The sequence below is a fragment of the Peloplasma aerotolerans genome, from assembly GCF_030012175.1.
Taxonomy (GTDB): Bacteria; Bacillota_I; Bacilli_A; order Acholeplasmatales; family Acholeplasmataceae; genus Peloplasma; species Peloplasma aerotolerans.
The window spans coordinates 13,400-32,176 of record NZ_JASCXW010000005.1; the positions used below are offsets into that span (position 1 = coordinate 13,400).

Annotated in this window: 11 protein-coding genes; all 11 read left to right on the top strand. The window is 31.7% G+C overall.

The features are described from left to right. Positions 1 to 47: 47 nt before the first annotated feature. The 11 genes from QJ521_RS02640 (at position 48) to QJ521_RS02690 (ending at position 18,694) form a co-directional block, all read left to right on the top strand. Entirely contained in the window at positions 48 to 2,633 is a 2,586-nt protein-coding gene (locus QJ521_RS02640; RefSeq protein ID WP_282838867.1) for a putative bifunctional diguanylate cyclase/phosphodiesterase, read from the top strand. Continuing rightward, positions 2,630 to 4,108 (top strand): bifunctional diguanylate cyclase/phosphodiesterase, encoded by a 1,479-nt coding sequence (locus QJ521_RS02645; protein ID WP_282838868.1) that lies wholly within the window; start codon positions 2,630 to 2,632, stop codon positions 4,106 to 4,108. The genes QJ521_RS02640 and QJ521_RS02645 overlap by 4 nt, the downstream gene beginning before the upstream one ends. A gap of 320 nt (positions 4,109 to 4,428) precedes the next feature. Then, positions 4,429 to 5,136, top strand: coding sequence for a hypothetical protein (locus tag QJ521_RS02650; protein WP_282838869.1), 708 nt, complete (start codon positions 4,429 to 4,431; stop codon positions 5,134 to 5,136). A gap of 3 nt (positions 5,137 to 5,139) precedes the next feature. Further along, on the top strand, positions 5,140 to 6,117 hold the full coding sequence (locus QJ521_RS02655) for a hypothetical protein (RefSeq protein WP_282838870.1): 978 nt from the start codon (positions 5,140 to 5,142) through the stop codon (positions 6,115 to 6,117). 62 nt (positions 6,118 to 6,179) lie between these two features. Beyond that, entirely contained in the window at positions 6,180 to 7,124 is a 945-nt protein-coding gene (locus tag QJ521_RS02660; RefSeq protein WP_282838871.1) for a hypothetical protein, read from the top strand. Between the two features lie 110 nt (positions 7,125 to 7,234). Then, entirely contained in the window at positions 7,235 to 7,936 is a 702-nt protein-coding gene (locus tag QJ521_RS02665; RefSeq protein ID WP_282838872.1) for a signal peptidase I, read from the top strand. 24 nt (positions 7,937 to 7,960) lie between these two features. Next, on the top strand, positions 7,961 to 9,487 hold the full coding sequence (locus QJ521_RS02670) for a hypothetical protein (RefSeq protein WP_282838873.1): 1,527 nt from the start codon (positions 7,961 to 7,963) through the stop codon (positions 9,485 to 9,487). Between the two features lie 12 nt (positions 9,488 to 9,499). Then, positions 9,500 to 10,264, top strand: a complete 765-nt coding sequence (locus QJ521_RS02675) for a hypothetical protein (protein WP_282838874.1) — start codon at positions 9,500 to 9,502, stop codon at positions 10,262 to 10,264. Between the two features lie 32 nt (positions 10,265 to 10,296). After that, positions 10,297 to 10,953: a hypothetical protein gene (locus tag QJ521_RS02680; protein WP_282838875.1), complete on the top strand. Its 657-nt coding sequence runs from the start codon at positions 10,297 to 10,299 to the stop codon at positions 10,951 to 10,953. A gap of 2 nt (positions 10,954 to 10,955) precedes the next feature. Further along, the gene (locus tag QJ521_RS02685; protein ID WP_282838876.1) at positions 10,956 to 11,639 is read left to right on the top strand and encodes a hypothetical protein; all 684 of its coding nucleotides are present in this window, start codon (positions 10,956 to 10,958) and stop codon (positions 11,637 to 11,639) included. A gap of 11 nt (positions 11,640 to 11,650) precedes the next feature. Continuing rightward, a complete protein-coding gene (locus QJ521_RS02690) occupies positions 11,651 to 18,694 on the top strand; it encodes an autotransporter outer membrane beta-barrel domain-containing protein (RefSeq protein WP_282838877.1) in 7,044 nt (2,347 codons plus the stop codon). Positions 18,695 to 18,777: the final 83 nt, after the last annotated feature.

Consider the following 18,777-nt stretch of genomic DNA (forward strand, 5'->3'; position numbering starts at 1 on the left):
TTCGATATACACTAAAATAATATTATACAAAAGAAAGAAGGACATGAATGAAACGCTACACGTGGAAACTTGCAATTGCTTTTATCTTATCCTACGTACTGCTTATGGTAGTTGTTGTTTTTTCGTATACCCGAATTTCTGAAAACTTTATTTTAAATCAAGCAAAACAAAACTTGATTGATCAAAATCAAATTATAACAAATAGAATCAACGCTCAATTTGATTTCGACTATCAACAGTTTAATGAGTTAATTTTATATTATGAAAACTTATCATTAAATCCGATTGATGAGTTAAATGCAAATATCGAAATGATTTCAGTTAATGGCCAAAACTTTGAAGGATTTGGAACCCTTGATCAAAGAACTTTAAGTTTATTAGAAGAAACTTTTACTTATCTATCTGCTTTTGATAATGAAGACTTTGAGCAAAACATTGCAATCTATTCGTTTGCTGAAGCTTTTGGCGATGCTAATCAAACCGTCTACATATTTTTTATGGTTGATGAATATGTTGCATATTTTGATGCGCAAATATACCTTGACTCTATTCTAGATTTATCAGATATGCATGATCATTACTTGATTGTTAGTGCTGATAATGTAGTTGCATACCGTAGTTTTTTAAACGGATCATTTAATTATTTCTATGACTACTTAAGAGCTGAAGGTGTTAGTGAAAGCTCAATTGATGTTATAAAGAGTAAACTGATGAGTGGCACTAGTGGTGCGAGCCAACATAAATTTTTAGGTGTTAACTCTTTTATTGTTTATAGTCCATTAAATACAGAGCTATCAACAAAGAACTATTACCTAATTCAAACATTTAATGAGAATGTTGTGATTACATCATTGGGATATTTAACAAACATTTTATGGGCATTATTCTTTGTTATATTTATTTTGTTTGCAGGGGCACTTGTTTTGCTCTTTAAAATCCTTGAACAAAAAGTTAATGATATTGAAAATGCAAGGTTAGCACATTATTATGCGAAACCATATATCGTTAGAGTCTCTCATAAAGGCAAGATTAAGTCATACAATCATAGTTTTAAAAAACTACTTGGAGATTATGATATCTATGATTATGTAACTGATTTTGATACAAGACAAGATTCAGACCTTGATTTAATTGAGGACGTATTAAAAAGACAACGTGCCTTTACTGCAATATTTGAACTTGGATTTCACAAACTGGTCTATGTGCGTTTTATTCCACTGAAGACGACAGGTGGATATATTTTAATTGGTGATGATATTACATCTATTGAAGGTAAATTTGATGAATACCGTCATATGGCATTGTTTAACAAAGTAACTCATTTACCGAACTATAATAGTTTAAAACAAGATTTGCAATCATTTTTTGATAATGTAGAACTCCTTGAAAAGAAAAATTCATTGTTAGCTTTAGATATTGTCTCTTTTTCTAAGATTAATTTACTTCTAGGAGAAAAAAGTGGGGATCGCTTCTTAGTCATTGTTTCAGAATTAATAGATGAATCACTAGAAGGATACCCCGCAACCCTTTACAATATCGTCGCTGATAGTTTTGTCGTATTCTTTAAAGATATTGAAAACTATAATTGGGTAACAAGGTGGGCACAAAAATTGATTACCACTTTTGAAAAACCGATAACCATTGACAAGAACTTTATTAACATCGATGTTAAAATGGGTATTTTCAATATTGAAGTAGCAAAATATGAAATCATGAATAGTGAAATTGTTTATGAGAATATGCAGTTAGCACTAAACCATGCAAAAGAGTCTACACAACAAAAATACTTTATCTATGACGTTAGTTTAAGTATGGTAGCATCAAGAGAGCAGCGCATGGAACAAGACTTGGCATATGCAATTAAAAATAATGAGTTTTATATGGCACTTCAACCTCAATATGATAATCAAAAGGAAAAGATTACAGGTTTTGAAGCTTTAATTAGATGGAACAATCCTAAATATGCATCTGAATCACCACTTAAGTTTATTGAAATGGCTGAAAGAAACAATATGATTATTGACATTGGTCGTATTGCACTTCATGAAACATTTTTAATTGCTAAAGAATTAGAAAGATACGATATTCATATTTCTATGAACATCTCACCTGTTCAGTTGTTACAAGCAGGGTTTGTTAATGAAGTATGTACCATTTATGAACAATACGATTTAAAAAAAGGTGCTGTAAGCTTAGAGATTACCGAAACATTTTTAATTGGTTCATTTGAATTGATTATTAATAAATTGAAGCTATTAAAAAAATATGGATTTAATATTCATCTTGATGACTTTGGTACTGGCTATTCATCACTTCAATACCTAAAAGATTTACCAATTAATACTTTAAAAATTGATAGAGCGTTTATTATTAATCTTGAATCAGATGCCTATTCAAGAGCAATTGTTCAAATGATTTCATCTTTAGCGAAAAACGTTGGACTTGAAGTTATTGCTGAAGGTATCGAAAACGATCGTCAAAATCAATTGGTGTACAAGAGTGGATGTAACATTATTCAAGGTTACTTAATTTCACCAGCTGTTGTCAAATCAGAAGCAATTAAGTTAATTGAGGATTATAATATAAATAAGACTAAAAAAGTAGAAGTGCAAAAAAAGGAGATTAAGCGATGACATGGTTCACAATTTATCAAATCACTGATCAAGCAACTATCATATTATCCATCTTATCTATGCTCATCATGCTAGGTGGCATTTATTGGCTTGCACGTTCTTATTTTAAAGAAAGACAACGAATTATTGAAGAAAAAGCTATGACAATTGAAGGTGTTTTGACAAAAGCAGAAATTTCTTCAATTATTACAACTCATATTGCTAGATCTGGAAAAGATGGTCAATTTAGTTTGGTTTATTTGGATTTAGATAAGTTTTCTGATTTCATTAATGCATTTGGTCAAAATGAAAGTGAAAAGATATTAGAAAAGATTGTTAAGAATATGGAGTATGCAATACCAAAAGGTGTAAAAATTGCAAGACTTCAAAATGATGAGTTTCTGATTTTCTTATCGATGGATTATGACCGTACTGAAGCTGTTGATATCGCTAACAAGCTTAAAGCAGCAATTGCAAGACCAATTAAACTCTTTGGTGATACAGCAATCAATGCGACAGCATCGATAGCGATTGCCTTTTATCCAATTCATGGTGGAACGTTAAAAGACTTAATAACTTCATTGAAACTAGCAACCTATATTATTAAAAAAAATGGTGGTAACAATATTAGAGTCTATTCTGATGAAATGGATAATGAAGGTGGAGAACATGTTGAGTATTACTATCAAATTAAACATGCGATCCAGCACAAAGAATTCCAACTGTATTATCATCCAATGATTGATTTGAAAAATAACGATATTTACGGTGTTGAAGCACTTATTCGTTGGAATCACCCTGAACACGGTTTATTATCACCTTTTAAGTTTTTAGGGATTATGGAACAATCAGGTGATATTAACTGGATTGGTCTATGGGGATTAGAAACTTGCATTAAGACATATCAAGAGTTGAAACAAGAGTTTCCTAAAAAAGATATCAAGTTCAGTATTAACTTGAGTCCTAAGCAATTAATGAATGAGACATTGCCAAATGAATTTCAAAAAGTATTGAAAAAGTATAGAATGAACGCTGAACATATTATATTAGAAATCATTGAGTTTGCAGTGTTCGATCGCCCACTACAAATCCATAAAAACATTGAGACATTAAAGAAAATGGGATTTAAGATTGCAATCGATGGTTTTGGACTAGACTATGCAACACTTTCAAAAGTTAAAGTATTAGATATTGATATCTTAAAACTTGATAATGAGTTTTTAAAAGAAGAAGAATCTTATATGAAAGCTAAGTTTGCATCATTACTAGTAGAGTTTGCTAAGAAGAATAACTACGAAGTTATATGTGAAGCGATAGAATCTTTAGAAATGCTAGAAGAAGCTAAGACATATGACATTAATATTATGCAAGGCTTTTATTACACGAAACCATTATCAGCAGAAGCACTAAGGGGATATATCGGAACAGAGAGTTGGAAAGATGTCAGTAGACATGGCGTAGACTCACCTGATCAAAGGAATGAACTTCTAAAATAAACAATATTATTTTAGCAAATAAAATCAATTAAGGAACAACTTACTTTAGGTAGGTTGTTTTTTTTATACCATGAAAACGAATGAAAATGTTGTATGAAATCAAAAGATTTCATATACGTGTAAGATGTAAAATTAAGAATAATAGTCGTATAATCAATTAAAATATGTGCAAAAAATAGTATAAATTAACTTAATAATCGATTTTTAAGGAAAAGTAAGAAAAGTGAAAGAAAGTTAATAAAAACTTAACTGGAACTTAATTTTATTTTGATTGACAGGGTGATATAATCGACCATGTAAAAGGAAAGAAGTGATCTTAAATGAAGCTGTCCAGAGTGCTACAAGTTAAGAAATCGATGCAGCGTAAGAGGATTCACACACTGATGTTTATTAGTAGTGGAATCTTGTCTATCATCTTTGTTTTAATTACCTTTTATGGAACACAAGCTGGAAATTTCATCATGACAGTTGACTATGATGCATATAAGCGAGGGATTGTCTTATCACAAAATGATGACTTCGATGATCCACAAGCTAGATTGATGACAAGACCTGTCACAGAAGCAAGAGACATGACATACTCCTGGTTAAAGATTGAAGAAGTATTATCAACAACCGGAAACTATACAGACCCAGATTATGATTATGTCGCGTACACATTCTATTTACAAAACAATGGATTAGAGACAGTCAACGTCATCTATCACATCCGTATTACAGAAGTTTATAAAAATATGGATGAAGCAATTCGAGTTCTTGTTATTGAAGAAGGTGAAGAAACAATTTATCAAAAGCCTGATAAGAAAGTTGGTGGTGTATTGATCAGTTACCCACTCGAACTACAAGAAACAAAACACTTTCTATCAGACACAATTGTTACTAGAAAGAAAATTGAGAATTTCAGACCAGGCCAATTAAGAAAATACAGTGTGCTGATGTGGATTGAGGGAACAGACCCTGATACGACAGATGACATTTTAGGTGGTATGGTCAAGTTACAAATGAACTTCTCAATTGAGAATCCATAAAATGTGAAGATAGCTCATTTTAGAAAAATCAATTTATCAATCTTATCACTGATCTTCATCTTATTAATCTTTGGAACTGTAACATATGCTTGGATATCCATGTCAACCATTAACAACATTGAAGGTATGTCGATTACAGCTACAGCAGGAAATGAACTTGAAATATCACTCGATGGTGAAAACTTCGCAAACAACTTAACCATTCAAGAACTCAATGATCTCTTTGAAAACATTGTTCTAAGAGATGTTACAACAACAGATGGTATAGATTTCACGCGAGGTGGACTAACACTCGGTGGACGAGCAACTCCAAATCAACATTATTTATCATTTGAGTTGTGGTTTAGAACAACAAGAACTGAACTTAACGTTTATCTCATCAACAATGTCAGTCATGAAATGGAATATGACTCAATAAAAGACGGTACTTATGTAGTATCAAGAGGCATAACTTGGATGAGTAGTCATGATTTCCAATATGGTCCTGAAATAACAGATATGATCTTTAGAGGAGAAACAAGACAATATTTTGCAAGTGAAGCAATCAGAATCGGTTCAGTTGAACTACATGATGAATCCAATGAACTTGACAATAGAACCGATGAGCAACTCAAAAGATTTATATTTGATCCTTCAGAAAATGAAGGCAGAGGATATGGAAAACCCTACGGAGCTTATAGCTTCTTCAAAGAAAGAACAAGGGTTACTCTGGAATTACCCGAAACCCTACCTAATACATCATATCGATTATCAACACTTGATCCAATCAATCCGTATCAAGCACTAGATAATGAGAGTTTGATTGCTACCTTGCAGGAAACCAATCAAGTCGATGCACAAGGTAGAACAATTTATCAAGGCAAAATCAGAATTAATGTATGGATTGAAGGATGGGACGCAGACGCATTCGATGCAATTATCAATGACCGCATCAAAATACAACTGCAATTTAAGATAGCTAGAAGAGCTATAAATGAATAGGTTTCAATTTAACAATCGTTAATTGATAAAAAAAATAAAAAGAAAAAATAAGGAGAAAGAAAATGAGTAAAGTTACTAGAAAATTATTATTATCAGTATTATCAGTCGTTTTAACAGTCGTAGCACTTGGAACAACGACATTTGCGTGGTTTACAATAACCAATATTGCATCAGTTCAACCGTTTGAGGCACAAGTACTAGCAGATGCCGGTATTGAAATTGCATTAGGTGATCTCGGTGATGGTGTAAACCCATCGACGTTAAACTGGGTGACTACTTTAACAACAGAAGATATTATGGCATATATAGGAGAATTAGGTACATTTAGATTTGATCATGTTACTACTTCAGATGGAATAGAGTTCTGGACTTTAGGTAGTGGATCATTATCACGTGTTTATAGTGGATTTTTAGAAATCCCATTGCATTTTAGATCTAATAATGCAACTGGTATTAATTGGACAAGTGTTTCTTTAACGTCTGGTTTAACACCGTGGATTGCAGATGTTGCGTTTACTTCAGCACAAGGTGATGCTGTTCAATCAGGACAATCTATTTCAGTCGATGCAGCAAGTGCAATGAGAATAGCTATTCAAGGTACAGTTAATGAAGATCCAAATCACGTTGTTGGTTATGAAAAAGCTGGAAGCACAACAAATGTTTATTTAGGCACTGGTGGAGACTTACGCGGTGATGAAATTGGTGAGCCTGAATCAGGTATATATTATGGTGCTAATGGTGCGATGAACTATTTCTATAGAAAAAATAATGAACTTCCTGCTGGAATTGATGCAGTAGCAACTTTAGCTACATTAACAGAAATTGGAGCAGAAAAAGTTCTAGATATGGAAAGTGGTCAAGCATTAACAGCTGGAAATGAGTATTATGGAAAAGTTACATTACGTATTTGGCTAGAAGGTTGGGATGCAGATGCATACAACGCAATTTTAAACCGAGTAGTTACAGTTGCTTTAAGTTTCCAAGGCGACGTTGAGGACCAAGAATAATTAAACTTTCTAGGTAACTTCATTTTAGTGAGGATTGGTGTAAATGTTTACACCAATCCACTCCATCTTGAAGTTAATATAGTTTATTAGATCAAAACAAGGAGTATTATATGGAAAAGAAAAAACCAGCAGGCATCAAAGTCCTGAGAGTATCCATGAATGTATTATTTTACACGTTAATCCTATTTTTAATGGTCTTTTCAATTGCAAACATTAAAATCAAAACAGAAAATGATATTGCTAATGTCTTTGGCATGGGCTTCTTATCTGTACAATCTGATTCGATGGCTGGCAATGAAAAAGATTCATTTAGCCAAGGTGATATGGTATTCGTTAAGCTGTTAAATGATAGTCATCGTCAAAACCTTCAAGTCGGCGATGTTATTACTTATTATGATATATCTATTAAAGCTTTTAACACGCATAGAATTGTTGAAGTTTTAGAACTTGATGGAGAAAAGTTTTTATACACTAAAGGTGATAATACATCAGGTATAGATAAGCCCATTCATATATCAGAAGCTATAGCGGTTCACCAATCATCAGTAAGTTCATTAGGAACTACATTAGATTATTTACAATCACCTGGAGGATTCGCATTATTTGTGATCTTACCAGTCGCAGTATTGTTAATTGTCGAAGGTATATTCTTAGCAAGAAATTTATTGAATATGAATAGAGTTAAGCTTGAAGAGAAATTTAAAAAAGAAGTTAAACAAACTCAAGAGAGCTTAGAAACAGAGTACGAGAAAATCCGTAAGCAAGTCTTAGCAGAGATAGAAATGAACAAGAACTTAAAAACAAGTAGATAGCAAACACGATTTATTGGAGGATATATGGTCGAATTTGGACGTTATTATATCAACTTCATTAGAGAATTTTTTGAGAATGTTGGTGCATTTTTTAGAGGTTTATTCGAAGTCTTCGTAGGATTCTTCGTTAATGATATTGGTCAAATGTTTAGCAACTTCATCATATCAAGTATCCACTTTACATTACTCGATTGGGTAATGACTTTAATCGTGTTTGCAATTAACATTGTCTTTATTGTCTTTTTGACAATGAAAGTTGCACAAGCACTTAAGAAATATATTAAGTTTAGAAAAGAAGAAATAGAAAAAGATGAATTGGTAGCTGAAATAGCTTTCTTGAATCAAAAAACGATGGAACTCATCGATGAGAAAAACAAGATATTAGCTTTAAAGGTATCTAATTTAGGCATTAATCCAAATGGTGATGATGAAGATATTGAGTTAACAGAAGAGGAAATAGCAACTTCAAGATTTGTGAAATTACTTCAAGTCGATAAAAAATATGAAGATACAATTACACAAATTCATATGAATGAAAATGATATGATTACACTGAATGAACTCGTTGTTAGATTTATAAACTTTTCTGCAAACAAACTTGGTCTTTATTATGATCGAAAGATCATTTCAGCATTCTTTTCTGGTATGGCAGCATCTAAAACAATGATTTTAGAAGGTATTTCTGGTACAGGTAAAACATCATTACCTTACGCAATGGGAAAATTCTTCCAACATGATGCAAGTATTATTGCTGTTCAGCCTTCGTGGAGAGATCGTGCAGAAATGATTGGTTATTTAAATGAGTTTACCAAAAAATTTAACGAAACAGATTTTTTAAAGGCAATTTATGAGACAACATATCGTGATGATATCAATATCATCGTCTTAGATGAAATGAACTTAGCACGTGTAGAATATTACTTTGCTGAGCTACTGTCATTACTAGAAATGCCAGATCATGATGCTTGGTTAGTAGATGTTGTACCTGATACACAACCTGGTGACCCTAAAAATCTAATCAACGGTAAATTATTGTTACCGCAAAACGTATGGTTTATTGGTACAGCAAATAAAGATGATTCAACATTTATTATTACTGATAAAGTTTATGACCGCGCTACACCGATTGAAATTAACACGAAGAGTCAATATATTGATGCACCAAAAACTGAGGGAGTAACATTTAGTTATGATTATCTTCAAGAGTTGTTTGGACAAGCATATAAAGATCATCCAATGAGTTTACCAGCAATTGAAAATCTTGAAAAATTAGATAACTTTATCACTAAAAACTTTAAAGTTACTTTTGGTAACCGTATTATGAAGCAAATTAGAGCATTTGTTCCAGTCTATGTTGCTTGTGGTGGTTCAGAATATGAAGCACTTGATTATATGGTTGCACGTAAGATCTTTAGAAAATTTGAAGGATTGAACTTGCCATTTTTACAAACTGAAATTAATGACTTGTCAAAACTTCTAGATAAACTATTTGGTAAAAATAATTTTGAAGAGTGTCAAGCATTTCTAAACAATATTAAAAAGCAGTTTTAAGGTGGTGAAATGATGACAAATAATAATACAAACACATTACGCCGTTTAATGCTTGTCTCTGTTGTATATTTCCTTTTAGCATTAAGTGTTTTTACAGTCGTTGTTTATGCATGGTTTACATTAACCAATACGAATCTCACAGCTTTAGTATCTAAAGTATCTGAAGTTGAAGCAGAATATGAATTTTATGTGTATAAAGATCAATTGCATAATGGAAGTACAAATTTAACATTAATTGATAATGTATGTCTAACAGAAACTGATGATTTATGTTATCGATATATTCCGAATCCAACAACAGCACATTTAATTGATGGTAGTGTTGCACCTGGAGAGCGCTTTTCATTTGCAATAAAAATTTTAAACATCGGATCATCACAGGCTTATTTGAAACTTGATTTTGGTGGTGTAGAGTCTAGTGGTTACGATTTAGCAGTTAATAAGATACAAACAGCATTTTTATATGAAGTCACCCAGATATCATACATCATTGATGGGGTTGAATCAGAAGATATGAAAGAAAATGCTCCTAGTATTTATCATTCAAGTTATTTTTCATCTAACAGTGAGATGATATATCCACTGGTAAAAAACATACCTATGACTGTAGGTGGAGCTAATAACTCCATGGTCGTTATTTATTTTGATTTATATTTTGATCCAACTATATATGGTGAGGATGAGTTTGGTGTTCCTTATACAAATAGTAATATATTTAAAAAACAGTCTTTTATCGTAGAGCATGTCTATATGATTATTACTGCAAATACGGACTAAACCAAAGGCTTTAAGTTAGAAAGGAGATCCTGATGAAAAAACATTTAATCATTGCACTTTCTATCTTTTTAATCATTGTCTCTATCACTGGAGTAACGTATACTTGGTTTACTTATGTGCATAGGAAGTCTTTAGCACAGTTTGTTTCTAACGAGATTGAAGTTATCGCGGAAATCAATCAAACGATTGTTATCGACGAAATTCTTATGGATAATTTATCATTTATCGATTATGAAAATGATTTAATTCAAGATCAGACCGGTATGTTAAGTTATATGTCATCAACAATTGAAATTGTCGTTAGAATTCCTAATGGATCTCCATTATCAAAACACAAAATTCAATTTGAGAATTTATCTAATGATGATAGTCTTATTTATTTAATTGTCTATGATGGCATGAATTTAGAAGAACCCTATACATTTACAAAAAACTATCATGAACGCATTGGAATTATTATTGATGGATTAACGACTAAAGCAGATCGGTTGAATGCGATTAGTAGTTATAATCAACAAGTACTAGATGACTTATATCAAGTAATAACCAAATCAGATGATGTCCTATTTTTGCAAATTGCAATCTGGGGAGACTATGATGCAGTGGTTGATCAAACCAATTATCTCAATCAAGTCTATGCATTTCGTTTCGTTATTGATACTGTAAGCTCAAAAGGTGAGGTGAGTTAGATATGAGAAAATTAAATAATAAATGGGTAATCATAACCATACTATATTTGATATTATTGATATCATCTTTTGCGATTACCTATGCTTATTATGTCTCACAAAAAGCGTATGGCATAACTTTACAAACAGGAGAGTTTGAAGTAGAAATCTTTATCTCTTTTGATAACAATGCCATTTTAATTGATAGTCCTTATTATGATCAAGAAAAAAATGTTGTCCTGGTTAATAGTTATGATCCAAATAGCGAAAACTATATCGGGAAACTTAAAATATCAGTTTTAATTACACCAGCAGTTGCTGCTCGTGTCCGTTTTAAAATTATGGATGAATGGGAACTTACAAGAACTTACTTAGATCAAAACCCTGAATATCCAGTTGATCCCGTTGTTGAATCAATTTATCATACTGCTAAAGATGAGACATACTATCCGTTTTCATTGTTAAAAGTTGATCCAACATTTGATGTTAAATTTGATTTAGATAGCTATGCCTATTTTAATGATGTTCTTCAACATGGTAAGCCAAGAATGATTCATTTGATTGACGGTGGAGACAGGTTTTTAGTACGTTCGAATAATATTTTCGAAGAAACAGTTTATATTAAACTTGGTTTTCTAATTGAAGTTGTTCAAGCAAATCGTATCGTAGAATTATGGGGGATCGATCAAACATTTTATACAGAATAAGAGGTGAAAATATGACAAAAACAATTGTAAAAAAAATCGTCTTACTTGTTTTTGTCGTGGTTTCACTTTTTTTGTTTATAAACTCTGTGGGACTTTCAAAAATAGGTGCATATGACGTTCAAATGTTTAGTCCTTGGAAAGGAAACGATTTAGATTTTAGTCATCTAGAAGATATCCCTTTTGAAAGTTCATATCAACCATTTAAGACCATCATAGAATCAACACAAGAAGTTAATATGAATCATTATTATGTTATCGAAGACGCCTATGACTTATATAAACTGTCAGAACTTAGTTTGGGTGAAGATAAGATTACTTATTTGAGTTTAAATTATGTATTAGGTAATAATATTGACTACTATGATACTGTATTAGAAAATATTAACCATAGATTCCATCCAATAGGCTTTATAGAGCCTTTTGTTGGAACATTTGATGGACAGGGTTTTGAAATATCAAACTTGTATTTTCAAACGATATTAGATGAAGAAACTTATAACAATCAATATTCAGGATTGCGTTTTTTCTCAATGTTTTCTAAAGTTGGGATTCAAGGAACAATTAAAAATTTAGGATTGATTAATCCGATTATTATTCAACCAATTGAATGGGGAATCATGGATCATGCTTCAGCTTTAGTTGGTGAAAATTATGGACACATCGAAAATGTTTACCTAATTGATACAAGAATGGAAACTGCTGGTTTCCATGTTGAAGGTGCATTTCATGTATCTGGTATGATTTCTATTAATCAAGGAACTGTTAGCAATGCATTTATAGCAACTCCTTATGTTAAATCAAATGCTGTCGTTAATCTTCAATCGATTAATGTCTTTATGCATCAAAATTATGGAATTGTTACACAATCATATTATGATCAAAGTATTTATGGAGATATCAATGGATTAACCAATCATGTTGTTGGTTTGAGTACAGAAGATTTTCAAGATGATGCATATTTTTCTAATGCTTGGTACTTTAACGATCATTATTTAGGATTAACTTTGCAAGTCTATGAAGAATCACAAGCATCCTTAAACCATACATATCCAATTTTACAAGGTTTATCATATGATCAAGGTGTTTTGCAAATAAGTAACGCTATTGAGTTTAATTATATGAATAAGCTTTTGGTTCTATCAGGATTTTTTAGATCTAGACATTATCAAGTTGTAAAAGATATTGATATGAATCAAATTGCACGAGGTGCATATCGAGGTGCAAGTGTTGGATTTAATGGTGAATTTTCAAGTGCACTTCGCACACCACAAAGTTCACTTTATGAAAGAAGTATTGATCAAGGTGGAGATCTTAATTATCACACAGTGATAGGATTAAAAATATGTCATGCCTCAGAAGTAGGTAATTTTTCTAGTTATGCGATGTTTGCTTCATTGTTTGGAATTGTTAGAAATGTCAATTTTGTTCGTTTTGAAATTACAACAAACGACTTGCAAACTCATACGAATAAAACAAAAATTTTAATCGGTACAATTGCTGGACAAATGAACAATGGCAGAATAGAAAATGTTCATATTCTAGGTGATATTGATATAATATCTATTCAAACCTCTACAACTAGAATATACGCTGGAGGCGTTATTGGTGAAGGTTCAGGTACAATAAAAAATGTCTCTACTAAAGGAACAATAACACATGGAGTACAAATCTATGCATCTAAGAACAATGAAAGTTCTACTGCAGGTATCATCGCTAAATCGAATGGTATAACCATAGAAAATCTCATTAATAGCTTTGATGTAATGGGTATGAGTTATTCAAATCATGTATCATCAAAACATTATGTATCTGGAGTGATTGGATACGGAAAAGTAAATAGTTTAACTAAAGTAGTTAACTTAGGACATATTAAGTCTCACGATGTTTTAGGCTATATGGATACACTGTATATCAGTGGTATTATCGGACTACAAATGAGTCAAAATAATGAAATAGAAAAAGTATACAATCAAGGTTCTATAACCACTTATATGACAAATCCAATGACGCTAAGTCTATCTGGATTTGGTTCAGTTGATGGTAGTTTGGATGCTAGTGAATCAACATATCTCTACCGAAGCTTAACGAATAATGGCATCATTTCATTAAACCATCCAAACGGCAATCAATTTACGGAATTAGAGTTAAGTGAAATGGATATAAAAATATCAAGCTTAATTATTGCTGATGCAGTTGATGCATCCTTTTATGGCTTGTTTAATGAAAGAAGTATATCTCTGGATTTAAGTTTAATTGACGCATATAGTTCAAATCTAATTATTTCTAACTCTAATAAATCATCAATTACTCAATCTTATAACACTGGAAATATTACATTGACATCAGAAAATACTATAGTTAAAGAAAATATTAGAGTGTCTGGGAATATATTGGGGTCTAATATTTCAATGACGCATTTGAGAAATGAAGGAAACATTAATGTTTCGTTTAACAATGCATCACTGAATAACAATGGTCAATTATATGTATTTGGTTTGTTTGAAGATGTTAGTCAAGATATGACTGCAAACGATGGTTTCAATGGAGGAGACATCACGATATCAAAAGCACCATCAGTTGATGTTTATCATGATATATGGGTATCAGGTATTGGTTACAAACATTCAAATACAAATTATATGGATGAACACCATATCGATCCAACATCGATTCAAATTACTGATATTACAGGATCAATGAATCATTTTATTAATGATGGTGATTTATCGATTGTAGGAGATTATCATAGCTCTACAAGAGCATCAGGTATTCTGCTTCATAATTATGGATTGCTTACTAAAGCAATCAATCTAGGTTCAATTCAAAATAAAAATAATCTTCAGGTCTTAAATCACGAAGTTGAGTCATCAGGTATTGTTTATATGATGATTGGTGCATATGCTCAAGTTAAAGACTCAGCAAATTATGGTGATATTGTTTCAGTTTCGACAACAGATCAGGGTTATACATCAGCATCAGGTATCGTTGGAAGAAATGATCGTTTAGAAAATTTAAGTTATACAACTCAAGGTACAAATCATAAGTATGCTAAAATATTGTTTAGTATTAACTATGGAGATGTTTATGCATATAGTGGTGTTGATGAATCAACATATACCATAACAAATGAGACGAGATCTAAAGCATCTGGTATTTTTGGTCAAGGTTTATTAAGTATCGTGAATGTGATTAATTATGGAGATACTTTCTCAAAATATTTAGCAGCTGGTATTTTTGGGTTTGTTGACTTCCCTAAGTTTGGTGAAATCGCTAAAACTCAAGTTTACTTAGCAAACGCAATCAATTATGGAAAAGTAAGAGCAATCACAAGTTATGATGGAACATTTAATATAGATATGACTTCATATCCTATGAGAACAAGCTATAATGCCTTTAGTTCATTTATCGGTAAATATCATACAGGAACATCATCATGGGAATTCTTATCTGTATCCTCTAGTGCATTATATCCTATTGACAATATAAACTTTGGGTACATCGTTAACTTTGATGATTTAGGCAATATGTTAGGCAATGCACCACAATTTACACTAGCCGATAATTTAGCCGATAACGGTATAGGAAACTCAGATTTATTAGCTATTATCAATAAATTTTCAACTACAAATGATACAGACAGCTCAAAAGAACCATTTAAATTATTTTATGTAGGTACACATCCAAAAGGTTCTAATTATGGTAAGGCTATTCATAGTTACTTATTAGATGAAACTAGTTTTGGAATTTTCAACACAAATTTTATCCTAAAAACACCACCTGTATCATTTACTGGAACTGATCAGTATTTGAGAAACTATATATCATATGTACCGATTGATAAAGCAAATAGTGTTTTAATTGATCAACTTGAATCGAATACAACACAGGAATACATGGGGCTTTATGTTTTAACCAGTAGTCGTGGAGTTGCAAATGGTATTTATATGCCTGACCATATGGATCTAGAAGCTCTACATCCATATTATGGTGAAATCGAAGATACGACATGGTTAGGTGATACTAGTGATACAAACAGTGTTATCTATAAGTTGACGCACGGTATGCGTCAAATTCAAGTGTCTTATGCAACAACGATTTATGATTTAGAAATCATGCAAGTTGATGAAAGTGGAAATCCAATTCAAAATGGGTTATCACTGCAAAAACCAATTATTGATGAACAAAGAGGTTTAATTACTTATTATTTACCTAGTAATGCACAAATATTAAACCATTTAACATCACAAACCAAATCGACCTATAGTTTCGTTGAAGCATCTCAAGGTATGGAAGGTGTTAGAAAAGTACCTTATGTTTATGATGAAGCTTCGCAAACATGGAGTTATAAGTATGTTGGTGATTATCAAAAAGTTGGATATTATTATGAAGAAATAGGTCCCTATCATTCAACTGGGACAGTCAATTTAACATTTTCTGTTGATCCTATATTGATTGAAAGTAAGAATTCAGAAAACTATGTGACAAACGCTACTTACACATATCAAACACAAGAAGCAGAATCTATATTGAATCAAGTCTTTAAACATTTACCACATTACCAACGTTACGTTTCACATAACTTTTGGTGGACACAAACCGGACATACTGTCACTGGTATTTCAACAGTTCTTGGTAGCTATGGTGCATATAAAAGAGTTGTTGAACCTTATCCAGCATCAATTTATGGTGATGGAGTTTATGAGTATGTTGGACCCCATGAAGCCATCGTCACCTATATGCGTTCAGAATCAGAGACGATGACAATTTTTGAAGATGCAGGTGTTTACTTTAAAGCAAGTACAGCAACAGGAAGTTACGTGATTGCTGATGGTGCATCACTTTTGAATAATGGAATGCCACAATTAGAACTGATTACAATCCCTAAATCATTTGGTGCTTATGATGTGATTCATGATAGTACAAATGATGATTTAATTGATAGTTTAGAAAGTCATTATGGCAAAGTTAGAATTTATTCATCAAACTATGAATCAGCAGATCCACAAACATATCGCGATTATGACATTAGAATCATTCGTACAGCTGATCAAAGTTTAATAGATATTGAGTCTTTACATGTTAATGGAATTGACGCAATACCGACAGTTACAGACTTTAGAGATATAACATCGACTGTTGATATCAATTTTATTTCTGATGGCTCAAATGGTGTTTTAAGTGTGCGCTATCAAACGATGAATATGGCTACGGGATATAATATTTTATCTTTGGTGTCGTTGTATGATGAAATCACATCAAATATGATAGAATCAGATTTATATTTGCTTCATAAAGGTGTTGTAGAAAACACGAATGTCTTTAATAATTTGACAGGTGTATGGGGAAATGGTTATGTGACCTATGATTTTGAAGTAACAGATTTACTTCCAAGTGGGTCTTATCGTTTAGAACTAGAGCTTGTTACTGGAGAAGTCGCAACCATATTTTTTGAAAAAATAGAGAGTTCTAACGGATTTATTGTTGAATTTAATTATCAAAATGAAGTGATTCATCCAGATGGTTTAATAGAAATTTCAATGATTCCTTATGGTATCTTTTATGATGTATCTGATGCTAGAACTGAAATTGTCAATTTTTCTAACTTATCAAGTTTATCGAATATTGATTACTTAGACATAGAAAACAATATCCCTAGTTATTTAAATCATTTAGTAATTTCACCGTTTTCTACGCTTATTAGTATTGATTTATCGATTGCTCAAATTGGAGGATATAAATATCAATACGATATCCTATACACTATTGAAGCAGAAGATGGTACTTTAAGTGGTTTCACACATCGTTTGTTAGAATATGATATCAATCCAAACCCGATTTATATTTATAATAATGGTGGGGAAGTTGATTTACCATTTGATGAACTCGTTATCGGATATATGGATGCTCCAACAGTACGTGTTGAATTTAATTTAACCAATGTTTATTTACCAGATACACAAACACTCAATGTATCATCATCCATGACACCAACAGATCAAACAATAGGTTATCCAGATGTCGATTTCTTTATAACTTATTTAGGTGGCATTGGTTATAGCGTTGACTTCAATCAAAACATGCCTTTAGGTTATTATGAGTTTAATTATGTCTATACATCTGAAGTTAGCCTATGGGGAGAGTTGCTATTATGGACATTTGAGTTTGAGGAAGTTACTGTTTTAAAAGTTAAGAATAGTGATAGTTTATTAAAAAATATCTTGTTTGTTTCAGACTCTATTTTCACAGGATTTAATACAATCGTGGATATTGCAGAAATGACAGTTGAAACGTATGTTGGTTACCTAGAAAACCCTGAAACAAGAAAAATGACTGTGCTACCTACAAAAGGTATCTATTATGGAGACTATGATCATTATCCGATTTATTGGATTGTTGGACAAGTTCAAAAAACAAATCTAACTGTATATCAACCATCATTTGAACTTCCAAATGGCGCAGTAATTAGAAAAGTCGTTGACTTTATGAATGTTGGTATTGAATATCAATCTGAAGAGTTAACAGCAGATTTTTCTCCAGTTGGAGATATGCTCAACTATATTCTTTATCGTGTATATGCACATGATTTTGATGATTATCCTACACACTATACAGATTATTATGTAGCAGTTCAAGACATAACCAATAACATTAGATTTAACTTGACAGTTGAAAATGATACGAATTATCCATTTAGTGAAATCTATATTAAAGTTAATGTTTGCCAAGTTGAAGTTGGATATACTGGTATATGTAGTCAAAAAGATCGCATATTGGGTATGGGTGTATTCTCACATTATAATCAGTCAACTGAACAATTTGAAAATAATCAGTTCCAAACGACGATGTATGGAACATATGTTATTGAAGCTGTACTTCCAAAAGGATTTACATTTACCCTAAGGGTTCAAGATGTTGAAGTTCCTGGTCGATCATTTTATTTAGAAGATTCATTGTTACCAAGAAAGTATTATATAACATTAACCATTATTGAAGATGGAACACCGATTCAATGGGGACAAGAAGAGATTATTGACTATGTTCCTAACAGTAATTAATCCAATTTTCTTCCTAAAATAAAACAATAGAAATGATAAAATGATAGGAATATTTCGGTATTTCTATCTTTTTTATGAAAAAA

Excerpts from the sequence above, each read along its gene's own strand:
- QJ521_RS02680 (WP_282838875.1), top strand. The coding sequence starts at position 10,297 with ATGAAAAAACATTTAATCATTGCACTTTCTATCTTTTTAATCATTGTC.
- QJ521_RS02640 (WP_282838867.1), top strand. The coding sequence starts at position 48 with ATGAAACGCTACACGTGGAAACTTGCAATTGCTTTTATCTTATCCTAC.
- QJ521_RS02650 (WP_282838869.1), top strand. The coding sequence starts at position 4,429 with ATGAAGCTGTCCAGAGTGCTACAAGTTAAGAAATCGATGCAGCGTAAG.
- QJ521_RS02645 (WP_282838868.1), top strand. The coding sequence starts at position 2,630 with ATGACATGGTTCACAATTTATCAAATCACTGATCAAGCAACTATCATA.
- QJ521_RS02670 (WP_282838873.1), top strand. The coding sequence starts at position 7,961 with ATGGTCGAATTTGGACGTTATTATATCAACTTCATTAGAGAATTTTTT.
- QJ521_RS02690 (WP_282838877.1), top strand. The coding sequence starts at position 11,651 with ATGACAAAAACAATTGTAAAAAAAATCGTCTTACTTGTTTTTGTCGTG.
- QJ521_RS02675 (WP_282838874.1), top strand. The coding sequence starts at position 9,500 with ATGACAAATAATAATACAAACACATTACGCCGTTTAATGCTTGTCTCT.
- QJ521_RS02665 (WP_282838872.1), top strand. The coding sequence starts at position 7,235 with ATGGAAAAGAAAAAACCAGCAGGCATCAAAGTCCTGAGAGTATCCATG.
- QJ521_RS02660 (WP_282838871.1), top strand. The coding sequence starts at position 6,180 with ATGAGTAAAGTTACTAGAAAATTATTATTATCAGTATTATCAGTCGTT.
- QJ521_RS02685 (WP_282838876.1), top strand. The coding sequence starts at position 10,956 with ATGAGAAAATTAAATAATAAATGGGTAATCATAACCATACTATATTTG.